Source organism: Kluyvera sp. CHPC 1.2972 (assembly GCF_036759925.1).
In the GTDB taxonomy this organism is placed as follows: Bacteria; Pseudomonadota; Gammaproteobacteria; order Enterobacterales; family Enterobacteriaceae; genus Kluyvera.
Window position 1 is genome coordinate 327,597 of the sequence record NZ_JAPKIB010000001.1, and the last position, 23,198, is coordinate 350,794.

Annotated in this window: 22 protein-coding genes, 5 tRNA genes and 1 pseudogene; 9 read left to right on the plus strand and 19 right to left on the minus strand. The window is 55.7% G+C overall.

Translation table 11 applies throughout. The features are described from left to right. Positions 1 to 15 precede the first annotated feature (15 nt). Entirely contained in the window at positions 16 to 534 is a 519-nt protein-coding gene (locus V6944_RS01675; RefSeq protein ID WP_333497642.1) for a hypothetical protein, read from the plus strand. Between the two features lie 229 nt (positions 535 to 763). Here the strand turns inward: V6944_RS01675 and V6944_RS01680 are convergent. After that, positions 764 to 853: transfer RNA gene (locus tag V6944_RS01680), tRNA-Ser, on the minus strand. Positions 854 to 943: 90 nt separating this feature from the next. Here V6944_RS01680 and mtfA point away from each other — a divergent pair. The 3 genes from mtfA to V6944_RS01695 all read left to right on the plus strand — a co-directional run bounded on the left by mtfA (position 944) and on the right by V6944_RS01695 (position 3,030). Further along, the gene (gene mtfA / locus V6944_RS01685) at positions 944 to 1,741 is read left to right on the plus strand and encodes a DgsA anti-repressor MtfA (protein WP_333497643.1); all 798 of its coding nucleotides are present in this window, start codon (positions 944 to 946) and stop codon (positions 1,739 to 1,741) included. 100 nt (positions 1,742 to 1,841) lie between these two features. Further along, positions 1,842 to 1,917: transfer RNA gene (locus V6944_RS01690), tRNA-Asn, on the plus strand. Between the two features lie 180 nt (positions 1,918 to 2,097). Beyond that, on the plus strand, positions 2,098 to 3,030 hold the full coding sequence (locus V6944_RS01695) for a nucleoside recognition domain-containing protein (RefSeq protein ID WP_333497644.1): 933 nt from the start codon (positions 2,098 to 2,100) through the stop codon (positions 3,028 to 3,030). On the opposite strand, the pseudogene V6944_RS01700 reads toward V6944_RS01695, so the two are convergent. From V6944_RS01700 to nac, 3 genes and pseudogenes are all read right to left on the minus strand, one after another. Beyond that, positions 2,947 to 4,551, minus strand: a pseudogene (locus V6944_RS01700) (alpha/beta hydrolase); the annotation flags it as partial. The gene V6944_RS01695 and the pseudogene V6944_RS01700 overlap by 84 nt on opposite strands. A 186-nt stretch (positions 4,552 to 4,737) precedes the next feature. Beyond that, positions 4,738 to 5,688 carry an HTH-type transcriptional regulator Cbl gene (gene cbl / locus V6944_RS01705; protein ID WP_185670137.1) on the minus strand — a complete coding sequence of 317 codons (951 nt, stop codon included), beginning with the start codon at positions 5,686 to 5,688 and terminating at the stop codon, positions 4,738 to 4,740. A gap of 102 nt (positions 5,689 to 5,790) precedes the next feature. Beyond that, the gene (gene nac / locus V6944_RS01710) at positions 5,791 to 6,708 is read right to left on the minus strand and encodes a nitrogen assimilation transcriptional regulator NAC (protein ID WP_185670136.1); all 918 of its coding nucleotides are present in this window, start codon (positions 6,706 to 6,708) and stop codon (positions 5,791 to 5,793) included. A gap of 306 nt (positions 6,709 to 7,014) precedes the next feature. On the opposite strand from nac, the gene V6944_RS01715 reads away from it, so the two are divergent. Beyond that, a tRNA-Asn gene (locus V6944_RS01715) sits at positions 7,015 to 7,090 on the plus strand. Positions 7,091 to 7,159: 69 nt separating this feature from the next. Here the strand turns inward: V6944_RS01715 and V6944_RS01720 are convergent. The 3 genes from V6944_RS01720 to V6944_RS01730 form a co-directional block, all read right to left on the minus strand. Next, positions 7,160 to 7,462, minus strand: a complete 303-nt coding sequence (locus V6944_RS01720; RefSeq protein WP_333497645.1) for a helix-turn-helix domain-containing protein — start codon at positions 7,460 to 7,462, stop codon at positions 7,160 to 7,162. Between the two features lie 4 nt (positions 7,463 to 7,466). Then, positions 7,467 to 7,820, minus strand: a complete 354-nt coding sequence (locus V6944_RS01725) for a type II toxin-antitoxin system RelE/ParE family toxin (protein ID WP_333497646.1) — start codon at positions 7,818 to 7,820, stop codon at positions 7,467 to 7,469. A 216-nt stretch (positions 7,821 to 8,036) separates the two neighbouring features. Further along, positions 8,037 to 9,371 (minus strand): aminotransferase-like domain-containing protein, encoded by a 1,335-nt coding sequence (locus V6944_RS01730; protein WP_333497647.1) that lies wholly within the window; start codon positions 9,369 to 9,371, stop codon positions 8,037 to 8,039. 87 nt (positions 9,372 to 9,458) lie between these two features. Here V6944_RS01730 and V6944_RS01735 point away from each other — a divergent pair, with 87 nt between their 5' ends. Continuing rightward, positions 9,459 to 10,340, plus strand: coding sequence for a DMT family transporter (locus V6944_RS01735; RefSeq protein WP_333497648.1), 882 nt, complete (start codon positions 9,459 to 9,461; stop codon positions 10,338 to 10,340). 38 nt (positions 10,341 to 10,378) lie between these two features. Here V6944_RS01735 and V6944_RS01740 read toward each other — a convergent pair whose 3' ends face one another. Continuing rightward, positions 10,379 to 11,320 (minus strand): Gfo/Idh/MocA family protein, encoded by a 942-nt coding sequence (locus tag V6944_RS01740; protein ID WP_333497649.1) that lies wholly within the window; start codon positions 11,318 to 11,320, stop codon positions 10,379 to 10,381. An 80-nt stretch (positions 11,321 to 11,400) separates the two neighbouring features. Then, positions 11,401 to 12,333 carry a L,D-transpeptidase gene (ldtA, locus tag V6944_RS01745; protein ID WP_333497650.1) on the minus strand — a complete coding sequence of 311 codons (933 nt, stop codon included), beginning with the start codon at positions 12,331 to 12,333 and terminating at the stop codon, positions 11,401 to 11,403. Between the two features lie 187 nt (positions 12,334 to 12,520). On the opposite strand from ldtA, the gene V6944_RS01750 reads away from it, so the two are divergent. Continuing rightward, on the plus strand, positions 12,521 to 13,969 hold the full coding sequence (locus tag V6944_RS01750) for an AMP nucleosidase (RefSeq protein ID WP_333494628.1): 1,449 nt from the start codon (positions 12,521 to 12,523) through the stop codon (positions 13,967 to 13,969). Positions 13,970 to 14,061: 92 nt separating this feature from the next. On the opposite strand, the gene V6944_RS01755 is transcribed toward V6944_RS01750, so the two are convergent. The 3 genes from V6944_RS01755 to V6944_RS23310 form a co-directional block, all read right to left on the minus strand. Then, positions 14,062 to 14,137: transfer RNA gene (locus V6944_RS01755), tRNA-Asn, on the minus strand. Between the two features lie 141 nt (positions 14,138 to 14,278). After that, on the minus strand, positions 14,279 to 15,745 hold the full coding sequence (locus V6944_RS01760; RefSeq protein WP_333497651.1) for an EmmdR/YeeO family multidrug/toxin efflux MATE transporter: 1,467 nt from the start codon (positions 15,743 to 15,745) through the stop codon (positions 14,279 to 14,281). Further along, entirely contained in the window at positions 15,721 to 15,900 is a 180-nt protein-coding gene (locus tag V6944_RS23310; protein WP_416019977.1) for a DUF5951 family protein, read from the minus strand. Before V6944_RS23310 ends, V6944_RS01760 begins: the two co-directional genes overlap by 25 nt. Before the next feature lie 6 nt (positions 15,901 to 15,906). Here V6944_RS23310 and V6944_RS01765 point away from each other — a divergent pair. Next, positions 15,907 to 15,982: transfer RNA gene (locus V6944_RS01765), tRNA-Asn, on the plus strand. A gap of 39 nt (positions 15,983 to 16,021) precedes the next feature. Here the strand turns inward: V6944_RS01765 and V6944_RS01770 are convergent. Then, positions 16,022 to 16,540, minus strand: a complete 519-nt coding sequence (locus V6944_RS01770; RefSeq protein WP_333497652.1) for a hypothetical protein — start codon at positions 16,538 to 16,540, stop codon at positions 16,022 to 16,024. Positions 16,541 to 16,664: 124 nt separating this feature from the next. Between V6944_RS01770 and V6944_RS01775 the strand changes: the two genes are divergently transcribed. Next, the gene (locus tag V6944_RS01775) at positions 16,665 to 17,555 is read left to right on the plus strand and encodes a LysR substrate-binding domain-containing protein (RefSeq protein ID WP_333497653.1); all 891 of its coding nucleotides are present in this window, start codon (positions 16,665 to 16,667) and stop codon (positions 17,553 to 17,555) included. A 3-nt stretch (positions 17,556 to 17,558) separates the two neighbouring features. Here the strand turns inward: V6944_RS01775 and cobT are convergent, their stop codons facing one another. The 6 genes from cobT to dacD all read right to left on the minus strand — a co-directional run bounded on the left by cobT (position 17,559) and on the right by dacD (position 23,067). After that, positions 17,559 to 18,614 carry a nicotinate-nucleotide--dimethylbenzimidazole phosphoribosyltransferase gene (gene cobT / locus V6944_RS01780; protein ID WP_333497654.1) on the minus strand — a complete coding sequence of 352 codons (1,056 nt, stop codon included), beginning with the start codon at positions 18,612 to 18,614 and terminating at the stop codon, positions 17,559 to 17,561. 28 nt (positions 18,615 to 18,642) lie between these two features. Then, the gene (gene cobS, locus V6944_RS01785) at positions 18,643 to 19,383 is read right to left on the minus strand and encodes an adenosylcobinamide-GDP ribazoletransferase (RefSeq protein ID WP_333497655.1); all 741 of its coding nucleotides are present in this window, start codon (positions 19,381 to 19,383) and stop codon (positions 18,643 to 18,645) included. After that, positions 19,380 to 19,925, minus strand: a complete 546-nt coding sequence (cobU, locus tag V6944_RS01790) for a bifunctional adenosylcobinamide kinase/adenosylcobinamide-phosphate guanylyltransferase (RefSeq protein ID WP_333497913.1) — start codon at positions 19,923 to 19,925, stop codon at positions 19,380 to 19,382. The genes cobS and cobU overlap by 4 nt, the downstream gene beginning before the upstream one ends. Positions 19,926 to 20,126: 201 nt before the next feature. Beyond that, the gene (locus V6944_RS01795; RefSeq protein WP_035894853.1) at positions 20,127 to 20,447 is read right to left on the minus strand and encodes a DUF496 family protein; all 321 of its coding nucleotides are present in this window, start codon (positions 20,445 to 20,447) and stop codon (positions 20,127 to 20,129) included. A 201-nt stretch (positions 20,448 to 20,648) separates the two neighbouring features. Further along, entirely contained in the window at positions 20,649 to 21,707 is a 1,059-nt protein-coding gene (locus tag V6944_RS01800) for an FUSC family protein (protein WP_185670124.1), read from the minus strand. 193 nt (positions 21,708 to 21,900) lie between these two features. Continuing rightward, the gene (dacD, locus tag V6944_RS01805; protein WP_333497656.1) at positions 21,901 to 23,067 is read right to left on the minus strand and encodes a serine-type D-Ala-D-Ala carboxypeptidase DacD; all 1,167 of its coding nucleotides are present in this window, start codon (positions 23,065 to 23,067) and stop codon (positions 21,901 to 21,903) included. Positions 23,068 to 23,198: the final 131 nt, after the last annotated feature.

Genomic DNA, 23,198 nt, shown 5'->3' on the forward strand with positions numbered 1-23,198 from the left:
AAAGGAATTGCACCAATGAATAATGCATTACGCACAAAAATTAGCATGGGGGGCAATTCAGAATGGAAAGACGCCAGCTTCCGTCTTAAATGCGCCGATGCCTACGGTTATGGCGGATCCGTAAGCGGCGCGTTAAATTCCAACGATCCCAATGATGGCACCCAAACGGCAAACAACACGCAGAATGAAACCGTCATGATCCAGATACTCCCCTACACCACCATAAACGATGCAAACAGGGGCATTATTGAACTCGAAGCGGGCGGTGCTGAAGGTTACGGTCTGCAACTTGCGTGGGGGCTTCCCTCCACGCAGGGAACCAATCCGACTAACGCGGTAAGAATCAACACGCCCGTAAACTTACAGTCGGTAAATACCGGGTTTACGCTTGGCCCTTATGCCTATGGCTCAAACGTACAAACCAGCGGGGCGGACAATCTTATTCCTTTATCCGCTCGCTATATCCGTACTTCAGACACCGTGGTTGGCGGCCCAGCCAATGCGTCAATTGAGATCCTGGCCAGCTATCAATAGCATTATGCTCACTGTATCCACGAACAGGTCACCCGGCCTGTTCGTGGCCAACGCAGAACCCGACTTATCCCACCTGCTTTTCGGATTTCCGCCCCACCATTCGGCACATTTACCCGCTAGTTTTAATGATTGAAGTGATTATTGGGCTTGAATTGATAGACGGTAGGCCGACGGATAGACCAACTGTGATGGATATCGTTGAAACGTGGGGGCGTAAGTGCTTGAATAGTGGCGGAGAGAGGGGGATTTGAACCCCCGGTAGAGTTACCCCTACTCCGGTTTTCGAGACCGGTCCATTCAGCCGCTCTGGCATCTCTCCGTTTTGATGGTTGCCATCATGCCAGGTTATTTGGCATTTTAACAGACCCAGTCTCTTCAATTGCGTTCAAGTGACGAGTTTGCGAGCAAAATGATGATTAAATGGCCCTGGAAAGCAAGTGACACTGCCGAGATAACCAATTTACCGTGGGCGGAAGCGCTGGCGATTCCCCTGTTAGCGAATCTGTCCGACGATGAACAGGTCAAACTGGTGCAGTTAGCCGACCGTTTTTTACAGCAAAAGCGGCTGGTGTTTCTACAAGGATTGACGGCGGAGCCTATCATCGAGGCGCGCATCGCCCTGCTCTTCTGCCTGCCGATTCTGGAACTGGGGATCGAGTGGCTCGACGGCTTCCATGAAGTGTTGATCTACCCGGCGCCCTTTATCGTCGATGACGAATGGGAAGATGACATCGGCCTGGTACACAATCAGCGCGTCGTGCAGTCTGGGCAAAGCTGGCAGCAGGGGCCAATTGTGCTCAACTGGCTGGATATTCAGGACTCGTTCGATGCTTCCGGTTTTAACCTCATTATTCACGAGGTGGCGCATAAGCTGGATACCCGCAACGGCGATCGCGCCAGCGGCGTGCCCTTTATTCCGCTGCGCGAAGTCGCAGGCTGGGAGCACGACCTTCATGCGGCGATGAATAACATTCAGGATGAGATTGATTTAGTGGGCGAAAACGCGGCCAGCATTGATGCCTATGCGGCCACCGACCCTGCCGAGTGCTTTGCCGTCCTCTCTGAATACTTTTTCAGCGCTCCCGAACTTTTCGCTCCGCGCTTCCCGGCGCTGTGGCAGCGTTTCTGTGGCTTTTACCACCAGGATCCACTGCAGCGGTTGCGCGATAACGGCGAACAGGATGAAAATCCCCCAGTAGTTCACTAAAACAACATCTTGCGCTAAATTCATCCATTTGAATCAGCGAGTTAAATTTAGTGTTGACACAATTATCGAGGACCAGTACTATGCGCCTCGTTCACACGATTCCTCTGTAGTTCAGTCGGTAGAACGGCGGACTGTTAATCCGTATGTCACTGGTTCGAGTCCAGTCAGAGGAGCCATATTTAAGAAGCCTGCTTAGGAAACTAAGCAGGCTTTTTGCTTTTCGGTATTTACCCGCTCCCAGTACAGTTCACCACGCCCTTCAGGACAGATTAGCCCGCAACGACAATTTCATTTCCTCCCCACGAGGATTATGATGACGCTCATTATCCTTTCTGTTCGTTGTCACCGAGAAATTGATGGACGTCATCAGCATCATTATGTCGGCAGGGAAATCCTCCGTCGACGTAGCGCTCTATACCCTGCTGCCAATTATGGTGGTTATGCTCATCGTCATGAAATATCTGGAAGTGCGCGGCGTACTGGACGTCATCGTACGCTGGCTCGCCCCGCTGCTTAAGCCGTTTGGCCTCACCGGAATGAGCGCCTTTGCCCTTATCCAGATGAATTTCGTTAGTTTTGCCGCCCCGCTGGCAACGCTCGCCATTATGGATAAGCGCGGGGTCTCGGACCGTCAGATGGCGGCGACGCTGGCGATGCTGTTCGCCATGGGTCAGGGAAACGTCTTCTATCCGCTCACGCCGTTTGGCCTGCACTGGCTGGCCTCCATCGTTATCTCAATTGCTGGCGGGCTGTGCGCCGCTGCGGTCACCTGGCACGTCACCGGTCGTCGGCTATCAACGGTGGAGAGCGCCCGGGCTGAAGCGCTACCTGATGCCGAGAAAAATAATCAGGGGATCATTTCGGTTATCAACAGCGCGGGTTCTGATGCCATCCGTCTGGCGCTTGGCGCAGTGCCCATGCTGATTCTGTCGCTGGCCATCGTCGGCGTAATGAAGTCGGCAGGCCTGATTGAGATGCTGCAGCAACTGTTGATGCCGCTGCTGGTGTGGCTGCATATTCCGGTTAACTTTGTGCTGCCCGCGCTGGTCAAATGCGTGGCTGGCGGCACGGCCTACTTTGGCGTCGTCTCTGAACTGGTGCAGCAGGGGAAAATCACCGTAAGCCAGATTAACGCCTCTGCGGGGCTGTTAGTTCAGACCTTCGACCTTCCTGGCATCGGCATTTTTCTGGGGGTAAGCTCCCGCTTCGTTCGCCTGTTCCGCTACGCCGCCACCGGTGCGCTCGCCGGGATCGCCATCCGCACCCTTTTGCACCTTGCTCTGTTCTGACACGGCTTCCCGGAGGCAGGCGATAACATCAGGCCGCTCGCTACAGGCAATATGCTGCTGAACCCGCGCCATCATCCACGGGAAAAAGGGGTTGGAGGTGACGCGCATCAGCATATCCAGCCCCACGCTCAGCGTCGCCGTCTCTCCGCGCAGCGAAATTGTGCCCAGACTAATGCCGTAACGATTTATCTCCTGCGGGTTTCGACCATAAAGTGAGTCGGTCAGCGGGAACGGCACCGCCACGTGCGACAGCGAATACATATCCTGCGGCCAGGCGATCCGCAGGGGCGTCACGGTCTCCGTCAGGGCGCCCGCCTCCGTTGAGCGCGCGACCGTTTGATTGGTGTCCGGCGTGGTGTTAGTGATAACCGTGGTGGCATATAGCCTTGGCGCTGGCGGCAGCAAGGTATTTACCGCCGAATAGGATGATGACCGGAACAGCGCGCGTAAATTGGCCGCCTGGTTAATATCAAAAATAACCAGTTCACTGCCGTTATCCGGCAGATAGCGATAGAGCGAATCCACCACCGCCCGGGTGCTCACCGTGGAATCCATTACCGACTGAAACGTGAGTACGGGTGCCAGTTCAGCCAGCCGCTTATTTTGCGATTCCTGCACGATTTGCTGCTGCAGCGCCTGAGACAATAGCCACGACTGGCGTGCGGCCTTAACCGGGAACGAATTGTATTTATAGGGATTAAACTCTGGCACCACGTTAAGCCACGCCGCCCGGGCAAAGGCGGGGAATATCGCGGGCAGTCCGGCGAGTCCGGCAAAACGGGCAAAAGCGGTCACACCGATCATCGGCGATAGCAGGATTATCTGCTGCGGCCGACGCAGCGATTTATCCTCCAGGCTATCGAGGGCGTATTTCATCGCCAGCGCCCCGCCGTTTGAGTAACCGACAATATGCAGCGGGACGTCCTTCCCGGCCAGCCGCGTCGCTTCGCGCACGGCCATCCGCGTTGCCGCTATCCACTGTTCGCGGTCAACGCCGGTTAATGCCCCCGGCGCGGTACCGTGCCCCGGTAGTCTGGGGACAACGGCAATAAACCCCTGCTGCTGATACCGTTGTGCCAGATAGCGTACGCTATACGGAGAGTCCGTCAGGCCGTGGAGCAGCACCGCCGCACCGCGAGGTTTGCCCTCGGGCTGCAGAATAAAAGAGCGGTTCCAGTCAGGCTGAAACTTATCGGGATAAACCAGGCTTTGAGCGTAAAAACGGTTAATCGCCGTTTTCTCGTCGGCGTTCAACGTGTCGGTAATCTTATTTTTCATATCGCGGAAAATTGATGCTTCCCGCGTCTGATAGTCCGCAAACGTCGCATTATCAATCTCCCCAGCCGTCATTTCATCCGCCGTCCAGGTATGCCAGCGGTGCAGCGCCGGGCCACGCTGGGATTCATAGATGCGACCAATAAAAAAGACAATGATGACCACAACCAGGCCAATAAGCGCCTTTTTTGCCCATGAGAGCATTCTCTTGCCGGACGTATTCAGCAGTCGAGTTAAACGCTTCATTGCCATAGTGCTATCCGTCTTATCTCTCTGTTCACGAAGGGGTTATCGTTAAACCAAATACGATCCTGCGATGTGCCTTATAAACATAGACTAAACCAGACGCCAGTTTTACGGCCTGAACGTGTTAAGTTCGTGAGAAGAAATAGCATGATGGGATGCAAAGCAGCGCGCCCCAGGGGCGCGGCGTTAAATCTGATAATCCAGTACCGACTCTTCCAGCTCCATCGCCTGGCGTTTAATCTCCTCCAGCGACAGCCCGGCATTACAGAGTTCAATAAATCGCCACACATAGTTGCGCTGTAATTGCCCACGCTTAAGCCCCAGCCAGACAGTATTAGCATCAAACAGGTGATGGGTATCCAGCCGTACCAGGCTGCCGGACTCCTGCGGATCGCCGGACTGCTCCGCCACGAGTCCAATGCCGAGCCCCAGCTCAACGTAGGTTTTAATCACGTCGGAATCCTGGGCGCTCAGCACGATATCCGGCGTCAGCCCCTTGCGGTTAAAGGCTTCATCAATACGGGAACGCCCAGTGATCCCCTGGCGATAGGTGATGAGCGGCCAGCGGGCGATGTCTTCCAGCGTCAGCGGTGAGGTGTGAGTAAGTGGATGATCCTGCGGAACTAGCAGACTGTGATGCCAGCGAAACCACGGAAAAGCCACCAGCGTCGCGTCGTTACTGAGGCGCTCACTGGCAATGCCGATATCCGCTCCGCCGTTATGCAGCAACGCATCAATTTCCTGCGGCGTGCCCTGAATCAACTCCAGGCGCACGTCTTTGAAAATTTCCCGGAACGCTTTGATCACTGGCGGCAGGCTGTAGCGAGCCTGGGTATGCGTGGTGGCAATCGTCAGCACGCCGGACGCATCGTTGGTAAAGAGATCGGCCAGACGTCGGACGTTGCTGGCCTCATTCAGTATGCGTTCGGCAATCACCAGCAGGGCTTTGCCCGGCTCCGTCATCCCTAACAGGCGTTTACCGCGACGGATGAAAATCTCAATCCCCAGCTCTTCTTCGAGCTCACGAATATGTCGGCTCACGCCGGACTGCGATGTATAAAGCATGTTGGCAACTTCGGTCAGGTTGTAATCCTGCCGTGCCGCTTCACGAATTATTTTGAGCTGCTGGAAGTTCACGCTTCTCTCCGGGTCAATCAGACGTTGAGCTATTGTTAAAGTCTGATGCCCTTGTGAACAAATAATAAAAACCAGCAAGTTATATCTGAATGGAATATAAGCTTAGCTCACCAGCAGCAGTTCACGGTTATCCAGCATCGGGCGGCTGACCAGCGACATCAGGATCTCTTTCACCGCCTGCGCCTGCGGGCTTAACTGACCACGCGCCGATACGTTTAACGACAGCGGCAAGCTCATCGATGGTGTCGTAATCCGCGCCATCCAGCCATTTGCCGCACTGCACAGCGAACGGGCCGCCGATTCTGGCAGTACCGTCACGCCCATTCCGCTGGCAATCGCGGCTGTCAGCGTAGAGATAGACTCAATTTCACCGATAATTTTTGCCGTTAAGCGACGCAGCGAAAAAGCTTCGTCGACACGGGCGCGGACGGCGCTGTAATCACGCGGCAGGAAAAGATTCATCTCCGCTACTGCGGTGAGATCGACGCTTTGCCCCGGGCAATCACGGGTACCAACCAGATAAAGATCCTCTTTCAGCAGCGGCTGGCTGACGATCCCCGCCAGCGGTGCGCGGTCGTAAAGTACTGCCATATCCAACTGACCGTTCAACAATTTGTCATTAAGCACGGTGCCGCTATTTTCATGCAGATAAACCAGTACTTCAGGCAGCTCGTTACGTACCGCCTGCAGCAACGGCATGGTAATGGATGATGCCGCCGTGCCCGGCGCAAGGCCGATAGATACCGTGCCGCTGAGGGTCTGACCGACGTTATTCACCGCCAGTTGCGCCTGTTCACATTGACGTAAGATTGTCCGGGCATGGGTGTATAACACTTTGCCCGCTTCCGTTGGCGTGACGCCGCGCTTGGTACGAATCAACAGTTGTTGATCCAGCTCCCCCTCCAGCGTCGCCACCTGCTGACTCAACGCAGGCTGCGCGATATGCAACACTTCAGCGGCCTGGGTCAGGCTGCCGATATCGACGATTTTCACAAAGTACTTCAGCCGTCTTAAGTTCATTTTTGCCTCCGGTTCGGAATCACTGCCACGCTGGCGTTAAGTAATCGGAGGAGTTGCAAGATGCTTGCCAGTTTTAAAATAGCCAGTAAAACCGTGTAAACCTATCGCTAAGGCCCTTTTTTGCGGCTATCAGAAGTTTGTGATCTGCCCCATAAGGGGTAATTCTGCACTTTCACGGTGCAGAACAGTCAAAAAAACAGCAAATGGCACGGAATTGCTGAAATTGTCAGCAAACGAACTTATTAGCGCTTTTCACCCTTTGACAAGCCTGGGTGACATCGATAATATGCGCCCCGTTCACACGATTCCTCTGTAGTTCAGTCGGTAGAACGGCGGACTGTTAATCCGTATGTCACTGGTTCGAGTCCAGTCAGAGGAGCCAAATTTAGAAAAGCCTGCTTTCGAGCAGGCTTTTTGCTTTTCTGCATTTGTATATTCGCTCAATCCACGCTTATAGCGAAATGCCATAATGCGAACCGTCCGGCAGTTCGATATCCAGATTCAGCTTTCCACCCGCAGCTTCAACATAGCGCTTAAGCGTTGAGAGCTTCACATCGCGCCCCGGTTTTTCCATACTGGCGACGGTCGGCTGACGAAGCCCCAACGCTTGGGCCATTTCGACCTGCGTTTTCCGTACCCTTTCCCGCAGCTCTGCAAGATGAATATTCAGCAAGATATCTGCAGCCTGTGTCTGGGCATCGGCCACTACGTCAGGCTTTTCATCCTCAATAATCTGTTCCAGCGTTCTGCCCATCGCGTTACTCCTTCTTTTTTAATGTGTTCAGCCAATATGTAAATTCCCGATCAGCAATGGGAATTAACCGGGCGTAAAAACGTTTTTCATTCCCCACCTTATTTCCGGCGCACAACATAATTCCGGTACGCTCCTGGTCAAAAGCGAAAAATGCACGAATCGGATCGCCACGGCTCTGGATTCGTAGCTCTTTCATATTGTTGTAGCGGGAACCACTGATCGTATCGGCATAAGGTCTGGACAACGCTGGCCCTTTTTCGCGTAGGACCAGCAGCGCAGCAAGCACACTTGACCTGTCCTTATCGTTGAGAGAGGTATACCAGCAATCAAACGTATCCGTTGTTTTAATCGTCCACACGGGACCTCCTTATAAACATAGATTAAAATCTATATAAATGTAAAGCTATAAAGAGGAGTGTGACGCGATAATCTGTAGGGTTCATGCTCTATTTCAGTAAAGCGGAAAGTGCATTCTGGTATTTCAATGTATAGCGTGCAACGCCTCGACGGTTTTACGGCCAGGAGCGGAAAACAGTTGAAAACACCAGTTATAGTTGAGGGAACAGCATCCCCCTTACCGACTCATCTCATACTCCACCGCCTCCCTCACCGCCACCAGCGCCTCACGTAGGTTCTCCAGCGGCACCGACCCCAGTGCGACGCGCAATGCCTGCGGGACGTTGGTCGAAGTAGAGAACGGTTCAGCGGTAGAGATCAGGATATGGTTATCCATCAGCGCCTTCACGATGCGGTCGGCGCGGCACTCATCGGCCAGCGGTAGCCAGACAAACCACGAGTTTGGGTGGCCGAGACAGGGCAGCGGATGCAGGCATTCGCGGGCTAGCGCCTGCCGTTGACGAGCATCTTCTCTTTTTAAGACCGTCGTCCGGGCCACCGTGCCATCCTGAATCCAGTGGCTCATCAACGCGGTGAGAAGCGAGGGCGTATTCCAGGTGGTCGCCCGGATAGCCCGCTCCAGCGCCGGTTTTAGCGGGCCGGGGCAAATCGCTACACCAACGCGTAAGCCGGTCGCCACATTCTTCGAAAATCCGCTGATATAGACCGTTCTTTCCGGCGCATAGTGGGCAACGGGCGGTGGCGATTGTTCGACTAAAAAGGCGTAGGCGGCATCTTCGATAATCAGCAGATCATGCTGGCGAGCAATGGCAGCAAGCCGCTGGCGCTGCCGCTGGCTGAGCACCCAGCCTAGCGGGTTATGCAACGTCGGCATGGTGTAAACCGCCCGCACGTGGCGATGCAGGCAGAGATTATCGAGAGCCTCAAGATCAGGGCCATCGATAAGCGAGGGGATCGCCAGAAGTTCGAGGTGATAAAGCGCCGCCAATGCCTTAAATCCAGGGTAGGTTAGCGCGTCTACCGCCACCACATCGCCGGGCTGTAGTAGCCCCATCACCGCGACGGTCAGCCCATGCTGAGCGCCGTTAACCAACACGATATTGTCGGGTTCGGGGGCAAAGCCCATGCTCGTATAATATCGGGCGACAATCTCGCGGTCCGCTTTACGCCCGGCGTGGGGCTGGTAGCGCAGATGCGATTCAATATCGCCGACGTTGGCTAGCTGTCGTAGCGCGTCACGCAGCTGCTCACCCTGCCCCGGCAGCGACGGGTAGTTAAAGTTCAGGTCGAGCACGCCCGGAACCATCGCCTGTTGATCCACACCATGGCCCGCTGCGAGGGTAATTTCGCGGACAAACGTGCCGCGCCCGGTTTCACCACTCACCAGCCCCATCGCCTCCAGTTCGGCATAAACGCGCGTGGCAGTGGCAAGAGAAATGCGTTCCGCCGCCGCCAGCCGCCGGTGCGTGGATAGCCGGGTTCCGGCTACGAGTTGCCCGCTGCGTATCAATGTGGCATACCTGTCGACGATCGTTTTGTATCGCGCCTTCATACAATGTATCCATGACAATAATTTGATTGTATTAGATTAAGAAAACTACCATCGCGCCGTTAATGACTCAACGATGAGGTGGACAAAATGAAGGCAGCGGTATTTGAAACACACACGGTATCCGGCTGGTTTAACGGGCTGCTGGGGGTAGTGATTTTTAGCGGTTCATTGCCAGCAACGCGTATCGCGGTCGGCCATATGGACCCATTTTTTCTGACCTTTCTCCGGGCGTCGATTGCCGGGCTTCTCGCGCTGGCGCTGATTGTCATTTTTCGCGAGCGGCGCCCCACGTCCGGGCAAATTTTTCCGCTGCTGGTGGTTTCACTCGGCGTGGTGGTAGGCTTCCCCCTTCTCACCGCCATGGCGCTACGCTACGTCACGGCGGCGCACTCGATTGTCTTTCTTGGGCTTCTGCCGCTCTCCACGGCGATTTTTGGCGTACTGCGCGGACGAGAGCGCCCTCGTCCCGCGTTCTGGGTATTCTCGCTGCTGGGGAGCCTGCTGGTCGCCGGGTTTGCCCTCTCACAAAACGCCAACGCGTCGTTAACGGGTGATGTGCTGATGCTCGCCGCCGTGGTGGTCTGTGGGCTGGGCTATGCAGAGGGGGCCACGCTCACGCGCCAGTTAGGCGGCTGGCAGGTCATCAGTTGGGCACTCGTTTTATCGCTGCCAATGATGCTGCTGGCGACATTACTGACATTACCTGCCAACCCCGGCACCATTCCGGGTCAGGCGTGGCTGGCACTTGGCTACGTCTCGCTGTTCAGCATGCTGATTGGCTTTATCTTTTGGTACAAAGGTCTGGCTGAGGGCGGAATTGCTGCGGTAGGTCAGCTACAGCTCTTGCAGCCATTTTTAGGGCTGGCGCTGAGCGCACTGCTGCTGCACGAAGCGGTGAATCCGCTGATGATGCTGATTACACTTGGGGTGATCTTGTGCGTTATCGGCTCGAAAAAGTTCGCCCGATAGTCAAGCCCGGCGGCGCGATACCGGCCGGGCGTTATCCGCTATAGCGCGGCGCGGATCATATCCAGCACCCGCATATTACGCACGGTTTCATCCAGCGGGATCAGCCGCGACGGCTCGTTGAGGATCGCGCTGGAGAAGTGGCGGATTTCAGCCTGATAACGGTCCGACTCGCTCACCGGCAGCTCGCGTACACCCTCGCGGGTGTGCAACTCCAGCGCACCCGCGTCGTCGAGGAAAGGCTTATCAATAATCAGCATCCCTTTGCTGCCAATAATCTCCGCGTAGTTGCGACCAAAGGCGTTAAAGCCGCAGTGAATATTGGCAATCAGGCCATCATCATATTGCAGCAGCGCGGAGAGGTTGGTATCCACCCCCTGATCCGTTTCGCTCACCGCTTTACAGCTTACCGGCAGGCGACCGGTCACCAACCCGATAAAGTTCACCGGGTAGCAGCCAACGTCATACAGCGCCCCGCCGCCGAGCGCGGGCTGCATTTTGATGGTGCCAGGGCGGTCGAGCAGAAAGCGGAACGAAACGTTGATATGGCGTAGCTCGCCCAGTTCACCGCTCTCAAGCACCTGTTTAATGACCCGCACCCGGTCAGTATACTGGTACATAAACGCTTCCATCAGCAGGCGGTTATGCTTCTGCGCCACCTGCTGCATTTCACGCGCTTCGTCAGCGGTGAGGCCAATCGGCTTTTCGCACAGCACGTGTTTACCCGCTTCCAGCGCCCGGATAACCCACTCTTTGTGCAGCGAATTAGGCAGAGGGATATAGACCGCCTGAATGGCATCGTCGGCCAGCAGCGCGGTGTAATCACCATAACTTTTCTGCCACTCCCCCACCGGCAGTTCATCCTGATGACGCGAAGCCACGCCGTAGACACGGGCGTTATCGGCACGCTGAATAGCCGGAATAATGGAATTCTTTGCGATTCGGGCATAGCCCAGCACGCCCCAGTTCACGACATCACTCATTCAATGCTCCTTTTGCCAACCCTGGTTAAAAAGTCAAAAACCCGCAAATCGCGGGCTTTTGACGTTGAATATAGACAGGCTTACAACGCGTTATGCGAGGTACTGATATTGACCGGCATACCGGAGCGCCTTTCCAGCGCGCCTTTTGCCCGGCTCCCATCCACGCCCTCACCCTGAGTAAAACTACGCAGCGCGGGCGTAATAGGCAACGGAACTTTGTTATCAGACTCATATTCTGTGCGGTTGCGCGATAATGGCTCGTGCACTTCCACCCAGCGGCTGCCGTCCGGCTCGGTGGTATATTTCACCGCCTGGTCGATAATCTGCACTCGCGTACCGACCGGTACGTTATCGAACAGATACTTGATGTCGTCATTGCGCAGGCGGATACAGCCCTGGCTAACGCGCAGCCCAATGCCAAAGTTCGCATTGGTACCGTGAATCGCGTACAGGCGGCCAATATAGATGGCGTAAAGGCCCATCGGGTTATCCGGCCCGGCAGGGACAAACGCAGGCAGACTTTCACCACGTTTGGCATATTCGCGGCGGGTATTCGGCGTTGGCGTCCAGCTTGGTGCTTCCTGCTTGCGCTCTACGGTTGTCACCCAATTACGTGGCGTCTCTCGCCCCGCCTGACCGATACCAATCGGCAGCACCTCGACGGTGTTGCCCTCCGGCGGATAATAATAAAGGCGCATTTCTGCGACGTTTATCACAATCCCCTGGCGTACCGTGTTGGGCAGAATCAGCTGCTGCGGCACCACCAGCGTGGAACCCGATTTGGGCAGGAAGACATCCACGTTTGGATTGGCCTCCAGCATATTGCTAAGCCCCTGCCCGTACTGCGCCGCAAAGGCCTCCAGCGGCAAATGGTTATCCTGCGGCACCGTGATATTCAACGTGCTCCCCACAAGACGGCTCCCTTCCGGAGGAAGCGGATAGGTCACAGCCAGCGCGCTCTGGCTAGCGATGGTCAGTGCGAACGCACACAATAGTTTTACACGAGGTCCCATTTCCCTTTCCTCAGTTCACGGCAGATATCGGTTAATTATAGCTTTTTTACTCCATTGCGCAGCCTTTAACCGTACGACAAATCAGACGGCTAAAGGTTAATCAGTTGTTACATTGGAACCGGCTTACGCTTTTGTTTCATCATCGGCTGGCATACTATCGGTAAAAGCCGCACACAAGGAGCGAACGATGAGTAATACGGGCGTGAGTCTGACCCCAGAACAAGCGCTGGAGAAACTCCAGGCGCTGTACGATCAATCGGTAAGTGCATTACGTGACGCTATCCGTCTGTTTATTGACGACCGTTCGCTGCCAAGCGCCGAAGCGCGGGCAAACGGACTGTTTGTCTACCCTCAACTTTCGGTCTCCTGGAGCGGCAACGCGCACAAGGCGCAGAAAACCCGCGCGTTTGGCCGCTTTACCCACTCCGGTTGTTACACCACCACCATCACGCACCCGGTGCTGTTCCGCAGCTACCTGCTGGAACAGCTGAGCCTGCTGCACGAAGATTACGACGCCCATATTGAAGTCGGCCTGTCGCAGCATGAAATCCCCTACCCGTACGTGATTGATGGTCTGAATCTCGATCGCTCGATGAGCGCCGACCTGACGCGCTTCTTCCCCACCACCGAACTGTCGCAGATTGGCGATGAAACCGCGGATGGCCTGACGCATTCCACCGATTTTTATCCACTGTCGCACTTTGACGCCCGCCGCGTAGACTTCTCGCTGGCGCGCCTGCGTCACTACACCGGCACCCCGGTCGAGCACTTCCAGCCGTTTGTGCTGTTCACCAACTACACCCGCTACGTCGATGAGTTCGTGCGCTGGGGCTGCAGTCAGATCCTCGATCCCGACAGCCCGTACGTGTCGCTCTCCTGCGCGGGAGGGATCTGGATCACCGCCGATACCGAAGCGCCGGAAGAGGCGATTTCCGATCTGGCGTGGAAGAAGCACCAGATGCCGGCCTGGCATCTGATCACCAAAGATGGACAAGGGATCACTTTAATTAACATCGGCGTAGGTCCGTCGAACGCCAAGAATATCTGCGACCACCTGGCGGTGCTACGCCCGGATGTCTGGCTGATGATCGGCCATTGCGGCGGTCTGCGTGAAAGTCAGTCGATTGGCGATTATGTGCTGGCCCATGCGTATCTGCGTGATGACCACGTGCTGAACGCCGTACTGCCGCCGGATATTCCAATCCCGAGCATTGCCGAGGTGCAGCGCGCGCTGTACGACGCCACCAAACAGGTGAGCGGGATGCCGGGTGAAGAGGTTAAACAGCGCCTGCGTACCGGGACGGTAGTCACCACCGACGATCGCAACTGGGAGTTGCGCTATTCCGCGTCAGCGCTGCGCTTCAACCTGAGCCGTGCCGTAGCGATTGATATGGAGAGTGCGACGATTGCCGCGCAGGGGTACCGTTTCCGAGTGCCGTACGGCACGTTGCTGTGCGTATCAGACAAACCGCTGCACGGTGAGATTAAGCTGCCCGGTCAGGCAAACCGTTTTTATGAAGGGGCGATTTCCGAGCACCTACAAATTGGCATTCGGGCCATCGACCTGCTGCGTGCGGAAGGCGATCGTCTGCATTCACGTAAGCTAAGAACCTTTAACGAGCCGCCGTTCCGTTAAGCCAACATCAGCCGGACGCTCGTCCGGCTTTTTTTTATCAAACGCAGAAAAGCAAAAAGCCTGCTTAGTTTCCTAAGCAGGCTTCTTAAATATGGCTCCTCTGACTGGACTCGAACCAGTGACATACGGATTAACAGTCCGCCGTTCTACCGACTGAACTACAGAGGAATCGTGTGAACGAGGCGCATATTATCGATGTGCCCCATGGTTGTCAAAGCCTGTTTTGCACAAAACAAACCGTTTGCCGATTTATTCCTCGATTCGGCTGAAAACTGACTTTTATTGCCGATTTTCACCGCAATCAGGCTGTTACGCGGCATCCGTTTTCTTGGCCGGTGCGTATTTCCACGCCCAGCGGCCGGTTATCAGGCGACGGTAGAACAGCACCGCACGCGCGCCCCAGTCGAGGAACATGCCCATCCAGACACCAACCACGCCCCATCCCAGAAGAATACCCAGCACGTAGCCCACCACCACGCGACAGCCCCACATGCTCAGCATGGAGACCCACATGGCAAAGCGCACGTCTCGCGCTCCTTTAAAGCCTGCTGGCAGCACCCAGGAGGCGGCCCAGATAGGCATAAAGGCGGCGTTCATCCACAGCAGGATTTTCACCACGTCCTTCACGTCCTGCTCGTGGGTATAGAACGACGCGAACAGCCCGGCAAATGGCGCGGTGCCCCAGGCAATCAGGGTAAGGACGATGGTCGACATCCAAAACACGTGCCGCAGTTGGCGTTCTGCCTGGGCAAGCTGCCCCGTACCCAGCCGCTTACCGGTGATAATGGTGGACGCCGAACCCAGAGCGTTCCCCGGCAGGTTAATCAGCGCGGCCACCGAGAAGGCGATAAAGTTACCGGCGATAACGTCGGTCCCCATGCCGGCGACAAACATCTGCGTCAGCAGCTTACCGCTGTTAAACAGTACCGACTCGACACTGGCCGGAATACCAATCCCCATCACTTCCCAGATAATGGCGAAGTTGAGCGGCTTGAAATAGCTTTTAAGCGGAATACGCAGCGCCGGGTTAAAACCGACCATCAGCACGATAATGGTCACCACTGCGCCAATATAGCGGGAAATGGTCAGCCCGAGCCCTGCCCCAGCAAACCCCATGCCGTGCCAGGAGAACGCACCGTAAATCAGGAAGCTACTGATGATAATGTTGAGGATGTTCATCCCGCCGTTAATCATCAACGGGATTTTGGTGTTCCCCGCCCCGCGCAGCGCGCCGCTGCCGATAAGCGCAATGGCAGCCGCCGGATAGCTCAGCACGGTCAGTTCAAGGTAGGTCAGCGCCAGTCCTTTCACTTCCTCGGTGGCATCACCGGCCACGATATTAATAATCCCGGCGCCAAAATAGTGGATCACCGCCGCCAGAATGGTAGCGAAGAGGGTCATGATCACCAGTGACTGCCGTGCTGCCGCTCGCGCCTTGCGGCGATCACGCTTACCGAGGCTAAAGGCAACCACCACCGTCGTCCCGAGGTCTATCGCGGCAAAAAACGCCATGATGACCATGTTGAAGCTGTCGGCCAGACCCACGCCCGCCATCGCCTCTTTACCCAACCAGCTAACGAGGAAGGTACTCAATACCCCCATCAATAAAACACAGGTGTTTTCCAGAAAGATAGGTACGGCAAGGGGGGTGATTTCACGCCAGAAGAGGACTCGATAGCTTTTGCGTTTTTTGTACCAGGGCGTGCGGGCAACGGCCTGGCGAAGTGCGGCGGTGACGTTCAAAATGGGCCTTAGATCAGAAAGTTGAAACTCCATTTCAAATGATGATTGAGAAATGGCGATCCTGCAAAGCATTTTTCCTTAATTTTTGTCGGGAATGGCGACAAATTGTTGATGGAATAGGCAGTCGCATCACAAGACCAGAATTGATGTTTGACAAAAATTTTTTCGCCGCTAAGATACGACTCCACACCGATTCCTCTGTAGTTCAGTCGGTAGAACGGCGGACTGTTAATCCGTATGTCACTGGTTCGAGTCCAGTCAGAGGAGCCAAATTTAGAAAAGCCTGCTTTCAAGCAGGCTTTTTGCTTTCTACTTCCTCTCCGCTTCGGCAATTCTCACCAACACCACCCCCAGTAGTGTTAAATCGATCACGACCGCAAAGGCAAATCCATAGCCATTAACGCCCGGTGCCGAGTTTGCCTGGATGAGCAATACTGCAACCAACGCCGATACACTGCTCATTACATTGACAATTCTGTTGCCAGTCATTAATCGCCCATGAGCCACCCCCAGCCCCAGACCACCAGCGACGATTCCCGGCAATAGCACCAGCCCCGTTTGTCCACCAAGCAGGCTAAGCAGCACCAGCAGCCAACCCACCGCCGAAAGCAGAAAACCGTAGCGCACCATACTGCCTATGTTTGCCAGCATCATCCCCACCGCAAAGCTCAGGCCCAGCACAAAAAGCTGAACCAGACTCTGAGTGACGCTAACCGCTATCGACAGCTTAGTAAGCAGGCCAGCTCCGGCCATCGCCGCGCTTATCGCTATCGCCTTCTCTGCAATATTCCGGCTCCCCGGCGCAGTTCCGCTTACCCATACGTTCATCACCTTCCCCTTCACTATTATCATGAGATTAATTCACTCTCTTACTTATGCTGGGTAGACTACGTCTTCTATAACGGGTAAAACAAACGCATAGTTTTCAGCCATAGATGAGAAAAACTCAGCCATGAGAAAAGTCAGATTGCCACCGCTCGGCGCGCTAAGAGCGTTTCATGCGCTGGCTGAACAGCTCAGCTTCAAGCGCGCAGCAGACGTCCTGGGAGTTAGCGCAACGGCGGTCAGCCACCAGATAAAGCTGCTGGAGTCGGTACTGGAATGCCGGGTATGTGAACGTAGCGCTCAGGGCGTTAGCCTGACCGAGAGCGGCAAAGTGCTCTATGCCGGAACCCAACGTGCTTTTAGTGCGCTGGAAGAGGCTACGGCGCAGGTGCTGCAGGCTCATCAGCCACCCGCACTGACGGTCACCACCACCTCTAATTTTCTCACCCACTGGCTGGTACCGAGGCTTGCAGACTTCAAAGCGGAATGCCCGACCATCGACCTACGGCTGCATACCAGCGTCGAGCGTGTCGATCTCAGCCAACGTACCGTTGATGTGGCTATCCGCTATCGTGAAATGCCGGAAACCTCGCTGCACTGCACTCTTCTGCATGCAGACCGATTTATCGTTGTGGCCAGCCCCACGCTGGCACTTAAAAAACCCGAAGATTTAGCCAGCGTTACGCTGTTCCACGTAGAAAATCGCCGCGTTCCGGCCGATGAGCCTAGCTGGGCAAACTGGAAAAAGCGCTACGGGCCTCAGGCATTAAATCTTCAGGCTGGGTTGACCTTCAGCGACGAAACGCATGCGCTGCAGGCGGCGGTAGCCGGGCAAGGCGTGGTGATCGCTAGCGAGTTGCTGGCGAGGGATTTACTGCAACGTGGGGTGCTGACGATGCCGTTCGACATGTCGTTGCCGGGCGCGAACTACTATCTGGTGGCAACCGAAGAGAACGCGCAGCGCCAGGATATTACGGCGCTACGCGAATGGCTTTTACAACAAATGGCGGGAGAATAGTCGTTACGCTGGCAGCACGATATTGCTGCCCGCCAGCGTTCCCATGCGGTTGTACATGGTGCAGGCCGACTCAACGATATGCATCGCCATTGCTGCGCCGCTGCCTTCACCCAGACGCATCTCCATATGCAGATACGGTTCCAGTTCCAGATGCGCCAGCGCGATACGCGCGCCCTTCTCGGCGGAGAAATGGGAAGGGATCAGGTATGGCTTCACGGCTGGCACCATGCGGCAGGCCGCCAGCGCAGACGCGTATGAAAGGAAGCCGTCCAGCACCACCGGCAGGCCGCAGGAGGCAGCGCCGAGCATCACACCGGTCATTCCCAGCAGATCGTAACCACCGACTTTTGCCAGCACCTCAAGGCCGTCAGCGGCGTTGGGCTGATTTACCGCGATAGCGCGACGGACCACATCGACTTTATGCGTTAACTGCGCCTGTGGCAGATTCGCGCCAATGCCGACCACCGCTTCTGGCTCGCTGCCGGTCAGCACGCTGACCACCGCCGCGGCCGGCGTGGTGTTAGCCATACCCAGCTCACCCACGCCAAACAGCGTCACGCCCTGTTCGGCCAGACTGCGGGTATAGTTGATAGCCGACAGTAGTACGGTTTGCGCCTGCTCGGTCGTCATGGCGGCCGTCTGAGCGATGTTACCGCTGCTGCGCGCCACCTTCATATCGATAAGGCCAGGGATTGGATCGGCATCAATGCCCACATCAATGACGTGAACCTCCGCGCCTGCCTGTGCGGCAAGTACGCAAACGCCGGTGTTATGGCGCGTCATGTTGGTGGCCTGAATCGCGGTCACCACCTGCGGCGAAATGGCGACCCCTTCGTGCCAGACACCGTGATCGGCGCACATCACCAGAATGGCTTTCTTGTCGACGCTCGGCGTACCCTGTAGGCCGCGCATGCCCGCAAGCTGCACCGCCAGTGCTTCCAGCCGCCCGAGGCTACCCGTTGGTTTTAATAGCCCATCAATATGCTGCTGCGCCTGCGCCATCGCGGCGCTGTCCATTTCAGGGATGGCCGACAGCATTGAAGCCAGTGTTGTTTGCATTATTATTCCCACATAGTCATACGCTGGCTTACAGAAGCGCCAGCAAGAAAATCACTTCGCCCAACTCGATACTCGCGCCCAGCGTGTCACCGGTTTGCCCACCCAGCGTACGTTTCAGCAACTGACCCAGAATAAAGACGCCGATAAAAGCCACCAGCAGCGCTTTCAGACCATGTACGCCCAGCATGGCGGTGACCAGCGCCCCGGCAATCACTAACGTCACCCAGGTCTGGCGGAAGCTGATTTTGCCGATAAACAGATTACCTAGCCCCTCTTCACGGGCGTAACGGTGGCGATACATCATCAGTACAGAGGCACCACGGCCGGCGATACAGGCGCTGGCGATCGCCGCCAGCATAGGGGTGTCGCGCAGCGCCAGTTCGCTGACCGCCAGCACTTTCGCCAGCAGCACAAAGATCAGCGCCAGACCGCCGTGAGTGCCCAGTCGGCTGTCGCGCATAATTTCCAGCATCTTCTCGCGGCGACGCGCGGAGAACACGCCGTCACAGGTGTCCGCCAGACCATCGAGATGGAAGCCGCCGGTCAGCAGCGCCAGCGCCAGAACGCTAAAGAACGCCGCTAGCGGAATACCACACCAGCTCTGCACAATGACGAAGACCAGGCCACTTATCGCCCCCAGCAGCAGACCAATGATCGGAAAGGTGATGACGCCGCTCACGTAGCGGTCCAGATCCAGCCCCTGCGACCAGCGCTGTGGCACCGGCAGACGGCTCATAAAGGAGAGTGTGGCGAAAAACAGTCGACTCATTTTATTTTGACTCCAATCCCTGATACCACCAGCCAGACGTCATCTGCCGCCTGCGCCAGTTTTTGATTTACGCGCCCGGCGATATCGCGAAAATGCCGGGCCAGACGATTTTCGGGCACGATGCCCATCCCCACTTCATTGGTCACCAGCACAATCGGCGACGGACAGCGCTGGCAGGCCGCGATCAGTGCCTCAATTTCACCATTGACCTGCGCCTCAAGCGCCGCAAAGTCCCAGCGCTCAATCTCCTCCTCGTTTCCCGAGGCAAAGAGAATATTGGTGACCAGCGTGGTGATGCACTCCAGCAGAATCGCTTCTGAAGGATCGTTATCAGGCGTGATGATGTCGGCAAGATGCTGCCAGCGCTCTTCGGTGCGCCAGTGCGCAGGACGGTCGTCCCGATGATGCTGGATGCGTTCGGCCATTTCGGCGTCGAAGATTTGTGAGGTGGCGATATAGCAAACCCGGGGGTATTTGCTGAGTAACGTTTCAGCGTGACGGCTTTTTCCGCTGCGCGCGCCGCCGGTCACCAGTATCATGATTGCGCTTCCTGATGTTGCTGCATTGTTGGCGAGACCCTTTGATATCAATACGTTCCCACATGACCGTGGCTAATATATCAAACAGAAAGCTTTATACTCCGCATTGCTCGCGATGTCACTGGATTGTCGAAGGAGGATGATGACTGGAAGGGGTAAAACAAAGACCGGGTGGCCGCAGACGCAGCCACCCGTTAATGACGGTTACTCGCCTTTCTGCTCGCCCATCACTTTCAGTTTCTTGGAGATGTCACGGCGTTCTTTGGACAGCTCAGCATTTTTGATGATGTAATCATCAACGCGATCTTCATAGTCGCCTTTCATGCTGGCGATGATGCCCTGAATAGCTTCAACGCTCATGCCTGGTTTGATGTAGTCGCTGAGGTTGTCCAGCAGCAGCACGCGTTTCTGGTTGTCACGGATCTTTTTCTCAACGTCCTGAATTTCACGCTGCAGTTTGTTCTTACGACGGAACAAACGTACGAACTCCAGTACGTCCTGAAACGAAGGTTTCGTGGTTTCCATTTTTATACCCCTGATATGTTGAGAGTCGGATTCGTTAAACAACGGCTACACGATAAGGTACACATTAGTCATATACCCTTCAACCTGTATGATTTTTCGTACTGCCGTTGTAGCAAACAATCATTTTTACTTTGGGTTCATCATAACCCTAAATCTAGCTGAATCGAAACAACCTGGCGCAAAAGCATGTGCATCTGCCTTTTATTTACGCAACGCGCGACACATCAGGTTAGATAATAATTCCAGCTGGCGCGCCAGCTCCATGCTCAACCAGACGTAGCCATGAATGGACGTCTCAGCCAGATGGTCATCTTTGTACTCATGCACCAGCTGGCGCAGCTCCGAGACAATTTCATTGAGCTTTTCGCTGTTTGCTTTGATAGGACGCGGGTTGCCTTCGTACAGCGCATGGGCAATCGCCAGCAGTGTTTGCTGGGTCATCAGTTGGGTTTCGCGCAGCGTATGGGCGTTCAGCATCAGCAGGTGGCCAGGACGTGACGCCCAGTGGGCGTTAATTTGTAGCTCGAGCATGCAGACCAGATTGCGGCTGACGGTCTGAATGGCTTCAAAGATGCCCTTATGAATGTGCGTCTCTTTGCTCGCAGGCGTAATCAGGCCGCGCATTTTTACGACGTCATTGAGGACTTTTTGCAGATGCTTTTCCAGCCGTGGGCGCTCAATCAGGTTCGGCGACAGCCCCGCCTGATAGATACGGTTAAACTGCGTCACGAACGAGGCCATCTGGATGCGCCAGTGAATAAACGCCCGCTGCGGCCAGATGCCGGTAAAGAGCATGGCTAACAGACAGCCGAAGATAACGTCGCCGCTTCGCCACAGCGCGGTGGTCATATCCCCCGCCGGTGCGCCAACCACCACACCAAGAGTAATGCCGATAAGCAGCGCCTGATACGGCTTTTTGCCCAGCGCCAGCCAGCCGCACAGGAACATCGCCGCGGCGCACCAGATAAGCATCAACGGCAGGGAGAAGAGTTCAAGCTTGAGGGCTATCAGGCCCAGGGCGGAGCCGAGCACCGTACCGCCGATACGCTGAAAGGCGCGCGGCACCACGTTCCCCCAAAAAGAGATTGGCCCCATTACCACCACCAGCGTGATCAGCGGCCAGGAGCCATCGGGCACGCCCAACAGGCGGACTATCAGAAAGGTCAGGACGAAGGCCAGCGCAATACGCGCCCCGTGCACGGTACGATAGTGACGATATAAACGAATTTCAAAAGGACTGAGTGACTTATCCGGACGCACACCCACTCTCCGACAAGACTAAAGCGCGAATTGTACCTGCTCCTGCAGCAAGAAAGTAGCCCGGCCGATCAAGGTGATGCCGGGGTTGGTGCCGAGCCGCCCCGGCGTCGGTGCTAAAGCACCTCGGCCGGGCTACATAATGATCAAGTAGCCCGGCCGAGCAACGCACGCCGGGATTTGCGCCAACGCCTGGTTAGGCTTTGTGATGCACATAATCGCTCATACGCGAGAACAATCCACCTTTGCCAACGCTTTCCAGCGTCACCAGCGGCCATTGCGCCACAACCTTATCGCGGTCGAGCAACTGGATCTCTCCGACGCGCTGGTGCGCGGCAATCGGGGCGTCCAGCTCTTTAGTATCCAGCACATATTTCGCTTTGATATTCGGTACTTCGGCCTTTGGCAGCGCCAACCAGAAATCCTGATCGGTCCCCAGGGCGATGTTCTCTTTATCGCCGTACCAGATGCGCTCAGTACCAACTTTCTTACCGTTATGCAGAATCTGCACGGTATCAAAGTTTTGCTGGCCCCAGCGCAGCAGCGTGCGCGCCTGGTCTTCACGCCCTTTCGGGCTGTCGGCCCCCATCACCACGGCGATCAGGCGACGCTGTCCATCTACCGATGAGGCAATCAGGTTAAAGCCCGCGCCGGAGGTGTGGCCGGTTTTCAGGCCGTCGATGTGCATCGATTTTTCCCACAGCAGGCCGTTACGGTTCTGCTGGGTAATGCCGTTCCACGTCAGGCTTTTTTCGCTGTACATGTGATAGAAGTCTGGCTCGCCGTGAATAATCGCGCGGGAGAGCACCGCCAGATCGTAGGCCGAACTATGTTGGCCCGGAGCGTCCAGACCGTGAACGGTTTCAAAATGGGTATCGCGCAGATTCAGCTTCTGCACGTAGTCGTTCATCATTTTCACGAACTGCGGTTGACCGCCCGCCACGTAATCCGCCAGCGCCACGCAGGCATCGTTACCGGAATCCACAATCAGGCCGCGGCTCAAATCACGTACGCTCAGACGATCGCCTGCCTTGAGAAACATCAATGAAGAACCATCGAACACCGGGTTACCTGCCGCCCAGGCATCGCGACCCACGGTCACCATATCGTCCGCCGTAATACGATGGCTATCGATAGCGCGGTCAACCACATAGCCGGTCATCAGCTTGGTCAGGCTCGCCGGGTTACGCTGTTGATGTTCATTTCCGGCGGTCAGGATCTGTCCGGTGGTGTAATCCATTAATACCCAGGCACCGGCTTTAATCGGTGGAGGTGTGACGGAAGGAATCGCGGATTCGCCAGCAAAGGCACAAGAAACGCTCGAAGCGAGCAAAGAAACGGCAATAAGAAAACGGGCTTTCAACGGTAAATCCTCAACATTCACAAATTCGTTGTCCTTTTTACGGAAGTTCGTGCTTTGTGACAGGCTTAAATTGCAAGAAAATATGACATGTATCTATCTGGACACGAAAAAATACCCTGCGCGCCCGCTTC